This window comes from Micromonospora tarensis, assembly GCF_016803395.1.
GTDB lineage: Bacteria > Actinomycetota > Actinomycetes > Mycobacteriales > Micromonosporaceae > Micromonospora > Micromonospora tarensis.
Genome location: NZ_JAEVHL010000243.1, coordinates 1 through 9847 on the forward strand (window position 1 = coordinate 1; position 9847 = coordinate 9847).

Sequence of the window (9847 nt, forward strand, 5' to 3'; positions counted from 1 at the left end):
TGCGCGGCCGACGCGCCGCCGACCGGCCGACGGTGTTTGCCAGCCGCCTGCGGGTCGTGGTGCCCCGGCCGGCTGGGCTCGCCCTGGGCGCAGCCGTGCTCGGCCTCCCCGTGCGCCATCCCGGTCTCCTCACGCTCGTCCCACCCTCGGGTGCTCCCCCGACGTGCCCTGTCACCGTACTGGCCGCGACCGACAGGCCGCGCGCAGCGTACCCGGGGTCTGGACCGGGCAGTTCACCACGACGACGCTGAGCGCGGCATCCGGTTACGCAGTTCACAGCTTCTTTCCGCACCGTTCACCCGGTGGCTCGGGTACCCCTTTCGGCGCATGTCGGCGCGCCGGGCTCCTCCCCCGGTCGGAGTCCGGGGGCCGGCGGCTGTGGTGGGATCGGGGGTATGCGACCGCCACCGTGGCTCGGCTCCGGCACCCTCGGCCGCGATTTCGCGCTCGCCGGCGCGTCGCTGGCGGGCGGCCTGGTGCTGTACGCCCTGGGCTGGCAACCACAGGTCCGGCCGGACGCGGACCTGCCGTCGGCGCTGTTCCTGCCGCCGCTGCTGGCGGCCTGCGTCGCCGTCGGTCTGCGCCGGGTGGCACCGCGCGCCAGCCTGACCGTGGGCACCGGGGCGTTGGTGGTCGACACGGTGCTGGGCAGTTCGCTGGGCACGGTCCTGGTCTACACGCAGGTGCTCTACGACGCCTGCGTGTACGGCCCGCCCCGGCTGTGGCGGTGGTTGCTGCGGGTGACAGTGGCGCTGAGCCTGCTCGGGGTCGTCGTCGGCGTGCTGGGGTTCGGCCACTGGCGTGGGGCGGCGATCGGAGTGCTCGTGGTGCTCGCCGGGGTGCTGCCGGTGCTGACCGGCATCAGCGTGCGGCAGTACCGCGACCAGGCGGCCACCGAGCGGGCCCGGGCCGAGCAGACCGCCCGCCTGGTCGAGTTGGACCGTCGGCAGGCGGTCAGCGCCGAACGGGCCCGGATGGCCCGGGAGCTGCACGACGTGGTCGCGAACCACCTCAGTGCGGTGGCCATCCACGCCACCGCCGTGCTCTCCGTGCCCGGGCTGGATCGCGGCCAGGTCACCTCGGCGTTGCGGGTGATCCGGGAGAGCAGCGTGCAGGGCCTGGCCGAGATGCGTCAGATGATCGAGGTACTGCGCGAGCCCGGCGTGGGCGGTGCGCCGGCTGACGGCGGGGCCACCGCGGAGGTGGTCTCGGCGCGGCTCGCGGAGGCGGACGGGCTGGTCGAGCGGATCCGGGCGGCCGGCCTCGCGGTGCGGGTCCGCACCGACGGCACACCGGGCGCGCTGCCGGTGGGGGTCGACCTCGCCGCGTACCGGATCGTGCAGGAGTCGCTGACCAACGCCCTCAAGCACGGCACGGGTGAGGCCGAGCTGACGATCGCGTACCGCCCGGCGGAGGTGGTGCTGACCGTGGAGAATCCGGTGCGCCGGGGCGGGGCCGGCGTGCCGGGCGCCGGGGCGGGGCTGATCGGGATGCGGGAGCGGGCCACGCTGCTGGCCGGCCGGTTCACCGCCGGGCCGCACGACGGTCGCTGGCAGGTCCGGGCCGCCCTACCGACCGGGGAGGCCGGGTGACCGGGCCGCGCGACCACCGAGCGGGACGGACCCGGCACCGGTACGGGTGGTGCTCGCCGACGATCAACCGGCGGTACGCGCCGGGCTGGCTCTGATCCTGGGCGGCTCGCCGGGCGTCGAGGTGGTCGGCGAGGCGGCCGACGGCGACGCCGCGGTGCGGCTGTGTCGGGAGTTGCGCCCGGACGTGGCGGTGCTCGATGTGCGGATGCCCCGCCGGGACGGGATCTCCGCGACCCGGGCGATCGTCACCGACGGGCTCGCCGACGTGTTGGTACTCACCACCTTCGACCTGGACGAGTACGTCTTCGGCGCGTTGCGGGCCGGGGCGGCCGGGTTCCTGCTCAAGGACACCGACGCCGACGGCCTGGTGAGCGCGGTGCGGACGGTGGCCCGGGGGGACGGCTTCATCGCCCCCGCGGTGACCCGCCGACTGATCACCGCCTTCGCGGCCACCGCGCCGGGCGCGTCGGCGGACACCCGGAACGCGCTGGGCACCCTCACCCCGCGCGAGCGCGACGTGCTGGCCTGCCTCGGGTTGGGCCTGTCCAATCAGCAGATCGCCGACCGGCTGGGGCTGGCGGAGAGCACCACCAAGACGCATGTGAGCCGGATCCTCGCGAAGCTGGACCTGCGCAGCCGGGTGCAGGCCGCGATCCTGGCCCAGGAAGTGGGCCTGCCCACTCCCCCGCAGCCCTGAGCCGGGGCCGGCCCGGCTGGCCGGTGCCGGCGTGGATGGCCTGCTCACGACGTGTCAGGCTAGGGCGGTGAGCACGCCGGGGGGTGGAGAGCTGTGGGCCACGCTGCGCCGGATCGAACGATCGGCGGGGGCGTTGGCCACCTCCAGCGTGGCCCGGATGGACGAGACACTGCCGTGGTTCCGGGCACTGCCGGCCGACCAACGCTCCTGGGTGATGCTTGTCGCCCAGGCGGGCGCCCGGTCGCTGGTGCAGTGGCTGCGCGACGGCGGCGGCACGGCGGACAGCACCCAGGAGGTCTCGGACGAGGTCTTCGCCGCCGCACCGCAGGCGCTGGCCCGGTCGATCACCCTTCAGCAGACCGTGGCGTTGATCAAGGTAACCATCGACGTGGTCGAGGAGCAGGTGTCGCACCTGGCCGCCGAGGGCGAGGAGCAGCAGCTGCGCGAGGCGGTGCTGCGCTTCTCCCGGGAGATCGCGTTCTCCGCCGCCCGGGTGTACGCGCGGGCCGCCGAGTCGCGCGGCGCCTGGGACGCCCGGTTGCAGGCCCTCCTGGTCGACGCGCTGTTGCGTGGTGACTCGCCGGACGTACTGGCCAGTCGGGCTGCCGCGCTCGGCTGGACGGACGCGCACCGGTGGCGGTGGCGGTGGGCCGGTCGCCCGGCGGGGAGGTCTCCGCGGTGCTGCACGTGGTCTACCGGCAGGCCCGCCGGATCGGCGTGGAGGTGATCGGCGGGGTGCACGGCGACCGGCTGGTGATCGTGCTGGGTGGCGCAGCGGACCCGATGACCGCTACCGCGAAGCTGCTGAGCGCGTTCGGGGACGGCCCGGTCGTGGTCGGTCCCGCCGTGCCGAGTCTGGACGAGGCAACCGAGTCGGCGCGGGCCGCGTTGTCCGGCTTCCGGGCCGCGCCGGCCTGGCCCAGCGCGCCCCGGCCGGTCCCGGCCGCGGACCTGTTGCCGGAGCGGGCGCTGGCCGGCGACGCGGAGGCCCGTCGGCGGCTGCGACACGACGTGTACGCGACGCTGGTGCGCGCGGGCGGCGAGTTGCTGGCGACGCTGGACGCCTTCCTGGCCGCCGGTGGCACGCTGGAGAGCGCCGCCCGGGCGTTGTTCGTGCACCCGAACACGGTGCGGTACCGGTTGCGCCGGATCGCCGAGGTGACCGGGTTCTCCCCGCTGTCGCCCCGGGACGCGTTCGCGCTCCAGGTCGCGCTGACCGTCGGTCGGTTGGATCCGGTCGCCCCGGTCACCTCACCGGTCCCGACTCAGACAATGACCCCGACCAACCGGAAATCCGGACAAACCGAGGGTGATCGCCGCCGATCTTTGTAGGAAACCTCCAAAGGTTCTAGTGTGGTTTGGTCGAGGGCGGCACCGCGTTACCCGCTCGTATCCGGGAGAGTCATAGGCGTGCTCGCCGTACTTAGTCCCGGCCAGGGTTCTCAGAAACCCGGCTTCCTGACCCCCTGGCTCGACCTGACCGGCACCGAGGCGCGGCTGCGCGGGTGGTCGGCGCTGGCCGGGGTCGACCTGCTGCACCTGGGCACCACCGCCGACGCGGACGAGATCAAGGACACCGCCAGCACCCAGCCGTTGCTGGTCGCCGCGGCGTTGCTCGCGGCCGAACAGCTGCCACTGGACGGTGTCGCGGTCACCGCCGGGCACAGCGTCGGCGAGCTGGGCGCCGCCGCCCTGGCCGGGGTGCTGTCGGCCGACGCCGCCATCACGCTCGCCGGCGTACGCGGCCGGGAGATGGCCGCGGCGTGCGCGCTGGAGCCGACCGGCATGGCCGCGGTGCTCGGCGGCGATCCGGACGAGGTGATCGCCGCGATCGAGGCGAACGGGCTGTACCCGGCCAACCGCAACGGCGCCGGGCAGATCGTCGCCGCGGGCGCGCTGGACGGGCTGGACAAGCTCATCGCCGAGCCGCCGGCCAAGGCCAAGATCATCCGGATTCCGGTGGCCGGCGCGTTCCACACCCCGTACATGGCCCCGGCCGAGACCGCGCTCGCCGCCGTCGCCGCCGGGATCACCCCCGCCGACCCGACCCGGACCCTGCTGTCGAACCTCGACGGCACCGCCGTCGACAACGGCCCGGACCTGGTGCGACGCCTCGTCCGTCAGGTCACCGCGCCGGTGCGCTGGGACCTGTGCATGCGTACGCTGGCCGACCTCGGGGTCACCGGCGTGATCGAGCTGCCACCGGCCGGCACCCTCGCCGGGCTGGTCAAGCGGGAACTCAAGGGCGATGGCGCCCCGGAGATCGTCACCCTGAAAACCCCGGACGACCTGCCGGCCGCACGGGACCTGATCGCCCGCATCGGAGGTCGTTCATGACTGGCAGTCGCATCGTCTCGATGGGGCACTACCAGCCCTCCCGGGTGGTGACCAACGACGACATCGCACAGCTCGTCGACACCAACGACGAGTGGATCCGCGACCGGGTCGGCATCGTCAGCCGGCGGATCGCCGACAGCGAGACGGTGGCCGACATGGCCGCCGCCGCCGCCGGTAAGGCGCTGGCCAACTCGGGCCTCAGCGCCGCCGACATCGACCTGGTCGTGGTCGCCACCTGCTCCTCCATCGACCGCAGCCCCAACGTGGCCTGCCGGGTCGCCGCCAAGCTGGGCATCACCGCGCCGGGTGCGTACGACGTCAACACCGCGTGCTCGGGCTTCGCGTACGCGCTGGGCACGGTGGACCACGCCATCCGGGCCGGGGCGTCGCGCAACGCGATCGTGATCGGCGCGGAGAAGCTCTCCGACTTCACCGACTGGACCGACCGCTCCACCTGCATCATCTTCGCCGACGGTGCCGGTGCCGCGGTGGTCACCGCCACCGCCGACGACGAGCCGGCCGGCATCGGCCCGGTGGTCTGGGGTTCGGTGCCGGACAAGAGCGACGCGGTCCGCATCGAGGGCTGGCGCCCGTACATCCAGCAGGAGGGGCAGGCGGTCTTCCGCTGGGCCACCACCGCGCTGGCGCCGCTCGCGCTGCAGGCCTGCGAGCGGGCCGGGGTCGACCCGTCGGAGCTGGCCGCGTTCGTGCCGCACCAGGCCAACGCGCGAATCATCGACGGCATCGCCAAGCGGCTCAACATCCCCAACGCGATCATCGCGAAGGACATCGTCGAGTCCGGCAACACCTCCGCCGCGAGCGTGCCGCTGGCCCTCTCCAAGCTGGTCGAGCGCCGGGAGGTGCCCTCGGGCGCACCGGTGCTGCTGTTCGGCTTCGGCGGTGGCCTGACCTACGCCGGTCAGGTCGTCCGCTGCCCCTGATGACCCCCTCGGGCGCGTACGCGTCCAGGAGTGGCGGCCGGCGACGCCGTCCGTCGGAGAACCCCGATGAAAGGAACCAACCGCAATGACCCGTGACGAGATCACCACCGGCCTCGCCGAGATCCTCGAAGAGGTTGCCGGGGTGAACCCGGACGACGTGGCCGAGGGGAAGTCCTTCACCGACGACCTCGATGTCGACTCGCTCTCCATGGTGGAGGTCGTGGTGGCCGCCGAGGAGAAGTTCGGCGTCAAGATCCCGGACAACGAGGTGCAGAACCTCAAGACCGTCGGCGACGCTGTCAGCTACATCGCGGCGCAGTCCTGATCATGAGTCGTCCCGACGTCGTCGTCACCGGGCTCGGCGCGACGACCCCGCTTGGCGGGGACGTCGCGTCGACCTGGGACGCCATGCTCGCCGGCCGCTCCGGGGTGAGTGCCCTCACCCAGGAGTGGGCCGAGCAACTGCCGGTCCGGATCGCCGCCCAGTTGGCCGTGGAGCCGTCCGAGGTGCTGGACCGGGTCCGGCTGCGCCGCCTGGACCGCTCCGAGGCCATCGCGCTCGTCGCGGCGCAGCAGGCCTGGGCGGACGCCGGCCTCGCCGGCTCCGGCCTCGACGGGGAGCGGTTGGCGGTAAGCGTCGGCTCCGGCATCGGCGGTGCCACCACCCTGCTCGCCCAGGACGACATCCTGGAGGCCTCCGGGCCACGACGGGTCTCCCCGCACACCATCCCGATGCTGATGCCGAACGGTCCGGCCGCCTGGGTCGGGCTGGAGCTGGGCGCGAAGGCCGGCGTGCACTCGGTGGCCAGCGCCTGCGCCACCGGCGCCGAGGCGATCGCCCTGGGCCTGGACATCATCCGCTCCGGCCGGGCCGACGTGGTGGTGGCCGGCGGCACCGAGGCGGTCATTCACCCGCTGCCGATCGCCGGGTTCAGCTCGATGCGGGCCATGTCGACCCGCAACGACGACCCCGAGCGCGCCTCCCGGCCGTGGGACCAGGGCCGCGACGGCTTCGTCCTCGGTGAGGGCGCCGGCATCCTGGTGCTGGAGCGGGCCGAGCACGCTGCGGCCCGGGGCGCCCGGGTCTACGCGCGACTCGCCGGCTCCGGCATCACCTCCGACGCGTACGACATGGTGCAGCCGCACGCCGAGGGCGAGGGCGCCATCCGGGCCATCGCCAAGGCGATCGCGGACGCGGACATCGCCAAGCAGGACATCGTGCACGTCAACGCGCACGCCACCTCGACCCCGGTCGGGGACATGCTGGAGATCGGCGCGCTGCACAAGGCGCTCGGCGACCACCCGGTGCTGGCCGCGACGAAGTCGATGACCGGACACCTGCTCGGCGCGGCCGGCGCGCTGGAGTCGATCGCCACCATCCTGGCCATCCGCGACGGTGTCGTCCCGCCGACGATCAACCTCGACGACCCGGACCCCGGCCTCACCCTGGAGGTCGCCGCCCACAAGGCACGCCACATGGAGATCCCGGCCGCGTTGAACAACGCGTTCGGCTTCGGCGGCCACAACGTGGCGCTCGTCTTCGCCCGGCCGTGACAGCCGGGCCGCTCTAGCGGTACGGCAACGGGCCCCTGCGCATCGCCTGGCGGTGCACAGGGGTCCGTTCGCTGTTCAGCCCCGGTTGCGAGGATGCCGCTTGGCGGTGCGCTCGTTGCCGTGGCGGTAGTTGCCGGTCCAGCGGGCCATCACCAACTGCGGGTCGTCGTCGACCTCGGCGAGGAACTCCGCAGCCCGCCCACCGCGTAACGTGCCGGCCACCCGCCCGTGGTGGGTGATCAGCACCGTGCCGTCGGCACGCTCGTCGTACCTGAAGCCCTGTGCCTGACCCATGACGACACGCTGCCAGGCCCACCCCCGCCGGCGCGACCCGTTTCCCGTCGGCGTCGGGTCGGCGGGGCTGCTTCACGCGGGCCGGCCGCTGGTCGACGGCGGCTACCATGCGGGCGTGCCCGACGACAGCGCGGACGGCATCGATCCGGAATCCGGTCGACGCTTCGTGGTCTGCGGTGACAACGCCCTGGCCCGACGTCTGATCACCGAACTGGTCAACCGGTACGGCGTAGCGGTCACCGTCCTGCTGCCGTCGCTGGTCGACAACCACGCGCCGGACATCGTCGAGTTCACGCCGGATGCCGCCACGGCTGGTCCCCGCCCGGAGGTGGTGGTCGCCCGCCGGCTGACCGCCGAGGTCCTGGACCGGGCCGGCGTACGGACTGCGGCGGCGGTCGCGCTGGTCAGCGCCGACGACGTGGCCAACGTGGACGCGGCGTTGATCATCCGGGAGTTCGACCCGGAGGTCCGGGTCGTGGTTCGCCTCTTCAACTCGGTGCTCGGCGAGGGTGTGGCCGCCATGCTCGGCGACTGTGCGGTCCTGTCCGGCTCCGAGATCGCCGCGCCCGCGTTCGTCGCGGCCACGCTGGGCGACGACACCCCGACCTTCCTGCGGTTGCCCGACGACGAGCTGCTGCGCACGGCGAGCCGGGCCGCGCTGGACCCGGACAACGCGGACGTGGTCTGCGCGCTCGCCGACACCAGCGGGCCCGAGCTGGTCACGCTGCCGGAGGACGAGGATTCCGCCGATCTGGTGCTGGTACGGGCGTACGGGCGTCGACACCCGGCTCCGGCCCGGCCCCGCCGCCGTCTGGTGCGGACCATCCGGCTGGTCCTCGGCAGGCGGCTGCGCTGGGCGCTGGGCGCGACCGCCGCGCTGCTCGCCGTCGCGAGCGTGCTGCTCGGGCAGGCCCGGGACATCGACCCGGTGGCGGCCGGATACCTGACCCTGCTCACCGCGCTGGGCAGCGCGGAGGCCGACCAGTCCGGGTCGCTGCTGGAGAAGGTCACCGCCCTGCTCCTGGTGATCGTCGGTGTGGCCCTGGTGCCCACGGTGACCGCGCTGGTGGTCGACTCGGTGGTCCGGGCTCGGCTGGCGGTTGCTGCCGGTCGGCTCACCGACCCGCTCGACGACCACGTGATCGTGGTCGGACTCGGCAACATCGGCACCCGGGTGGTGCAGGAACTGCACTCGTTCGGCGTGCCGGTGGTGGCGGTCGACCGGGCGCCGACCGCTCGCGGCGTGGCGGTGGCCCGGGAGCTGGGTCTGCCGGTCCTGATCGGCGACGCGACCAGCCCGGAGACCCTGCGGGCGGCCTCCGTGTCGACCTGCCGGGCGTTGGTGGTGCTCTGCACCGACGACGTCACCAACCTGGAGACCGCGCTGCTCGGCCGTTCGCTGCACCGGGCCGCCAACGGCGAGGCGCCCGCACCGCTGCGGGTGGTCCTGCGGCTGTTCGACGAGGAGTTCGCCCAGCGGGTGCAGCGCGCCTTCGGGATCAACCACTCACGAAGCGTCTCGTATCTGGCCGCGCCGGCCTTCGCGGCGGCCATGATGGGCCGTGAGGTGATCGACACGATCTCGGTGGGGCGGCGGGTCCTGCTGGTCGCCGAGCTGCCGGTCGCGCTGCTGGCCGGCCCGCTGCTGGTCAAGGCCCGGACCCAGCAGTCCCGGCAGCTGAACTGGGTCCACCTGGCCCGACTGGACGACCTGAGTGCGCTGCCCGGCGGCGTGGCGCAGAGCAGCGTGGTGGGTGGCCTGCTGGTCGGGGTCGCCGTGCTCGGGGCCGCCCGGCTCGGACGGCGCGCACTGCTGCCGGTGAGCGCGGTCCTGCTGCCGGTGCTGCTGCTCTTCGCCGCTGGCGCGGTCGTACCGCTGTGGGTCGCCCGGTACCTGGTCTTCGTGGTGCCCTTCGCGTGCCTGCTGGCGGGCGCGGCACTGGCCGCGGTGCCCGCGCCGGCGGCGCTGGTCGTGGTGGTCCTGGCCGGGCTGCTCGGCCTGCCCGACCAGGCCGCGCTGCGCCGGACCCACGAGTGGCCGCGCAGCGCGCCGGTGGACTACGCGGGCGCGGCGCGGGTGATCGCCGACGGCCAACACCCGGGGGACGCGGTGGTCTACTCGCCCCGGCACAGCTGGCTCTTCCTCGACCTCGGCATCGAGTACCACCTCGACGACCCACCACGCGACGTGCTGGTCACCGAGGACGAGGTGCGCCGCGGTGACCTGTGGGCGGCGGAGTGCCCCCAGCCGGCACAGTGCCTGGCCGGTACGACACGGGTGTGGTTGGTCGTCTCCGGCCGGCGCGCCGAGCCGCTGGCCGCCGTGCCCGGCGCCAAGGGCGACGCGCTGCGCGCGGGCTTCACCGTCGCCCAGGTCTGGCAGCGCCCCGGCCTGACCGTCGCCCTGCTGACCAGCCGCGCCGACCGCTGAC

6 protein-coding genes and 4 pseudogenes are annotated in these 9847 nt (G+C 73.9%); 9 read left to right on the forward strand and 1 reads right to left on the reverse strand.

What is annotated here, in order from left to right; genetic code table 11:
* The first annotated feature begins 395 nt into the window (after positions 1–395).
* The 7 genes and pseudogenes from JM949_RS29670 (at position 396) to fabF (ending at position 7121) form a co-directional block, all read left to right on the forward strand.
* A complete protein-coding gene (locus JM949_RS29670; protein WP_203151451.1) occupies positions 396–1592 on the forward strand; it encodes a sensor histidine kinase in 1197 nt (398 codons plus the stop codon).
* Between the two features lie 49 nt (positions 1593–1641).
* Entirely contained in the window at positions 1642–2289 is a 648-nt protein-coding gene (locus tag JM949_RS29675; protein WP_309232385.1) for a response regulator transcription factor, read from the forward strand.
* A 31-nt stretch (positions 2290–2320) separates the two neighbouring features.
* Positions 2321–3621 (forward strand): annotated as a pseudogene (locus tag JM949_RS29680) (PucR family transcriptional regulator).
* Between the two features lie 78 nt (positions 3622–3699).
* A pseudogene (locus JM949_RS29685) lies at positions 3700–4617 on the forward strand (ACP S-malonyltransferase); the annotation flags it as partial.
* A gap of 5 nt (positions 4618–4622) precedes the next feature.
* A complete protein-coding gene (locus JM949_RS29690) occupies positions 4623–5567 on the forward strand; it encodes a beta-ketoacyl-ACP synthase III (RefSeq protein WP_203151454.1) in 945 nt (314 codons plus the stop codon).
* 85 nt (positions 5568–5652) lie between these two features.
* Positions 5653–5892, forward strand: a complete 240-nt coding sequence (locus JM949_RS29695) for an acyl carrier protein (protein WP_030330276.1) — start codon at positions 5653–5655, stop codon at positions 5890–5892.
* Positions 5893–5894: 2 nt separating this feature from the next.
* Entirely contained in the window at positions 5895–7121 is a 1227-nt protein-coding gene (gene fabF, locus JM949_RS29700; protein ID WP_203151455.1) for a beta-ketoacyl-ACP synthase II, read from the forward strand.
* A gap of 75 nt (positions 7122–7196) precedes the next feature.
* On the opposite strand, the gene JM949_RS29705 is transcribed toward fabF, so the two are convergent.
* Positions 7197–7415, reverse strand: a complete 219-nt coding sequence (locus JM949_RS29705) for a hypothetical protein (protein ID WP_203151456.1) — start codon at positions 7413–7415, stop codon at positions 7197–7199.
* Between JM949_RS29705 and JM949_RS37975 the strand changes: the two are divergent.
* Together JM949_RS37975 and JM949_RS37980 are read left to right on the forward strand one after the other, a co-directional pair.
* Positions 7414–8859: pseudogene (locus JM949_RS37975) on the forward strand (NAD-binding protein); the annotation flags it as partial. The gene JM949_RS29705 and the pseudogene JM949_RS37975 sit on opposite strands and share 2 nt — an antisense overlap.
* Before the next feature lie 174 nt (positions 8860–9033).
* A pseudogene (locus JM949_RS37980) lies at positions 9034–9846 on the forward strand (glycosyltransferase family 39 protein); the annotation flags it as partial.
* Position 9847 lies beyond the last annotated feature (1 nt).

Excerpts from the sequence above, each read along its gene's own strand:
- JM949_RS29670 (WP_203151451.1), top strand. The coding sequence starts at position 396 with ATGCGACCGCCACCGTGGCTCGGCTCCGGCACCCTCGGCCGCGATTTC.
- JM949_RS29690 (WP_203151454.1), top strand. The coding sequence starts at position 4,623 with ATGACTGGCAGTCGCATCGTCTCGATGGGGCACTACCAGCCCTCCCGG.
- JM949_RS29695 (WP_030330276.1), top strand. The coding sequence starts at position 5,653 with ATGACCCGTGACGAGATCACCACCGGCCTCGCCGAGATCCTCGAAGAG.
- fabF (WP_203151455.1), top strand. The coding sequence starts at position 5,895 with ATGAGTCGTCCCGACGTCGTCGTCACCGGGCTCGGCGCGACGACCCCG.
- JM949_RS29705 (WP_203151456.1), bottom strand. The coding sequence starts at position 7,415 with ATGGGTCAGGCACAGGGCTTCAGGTACGACGAGCGTGCCGACGGCACG.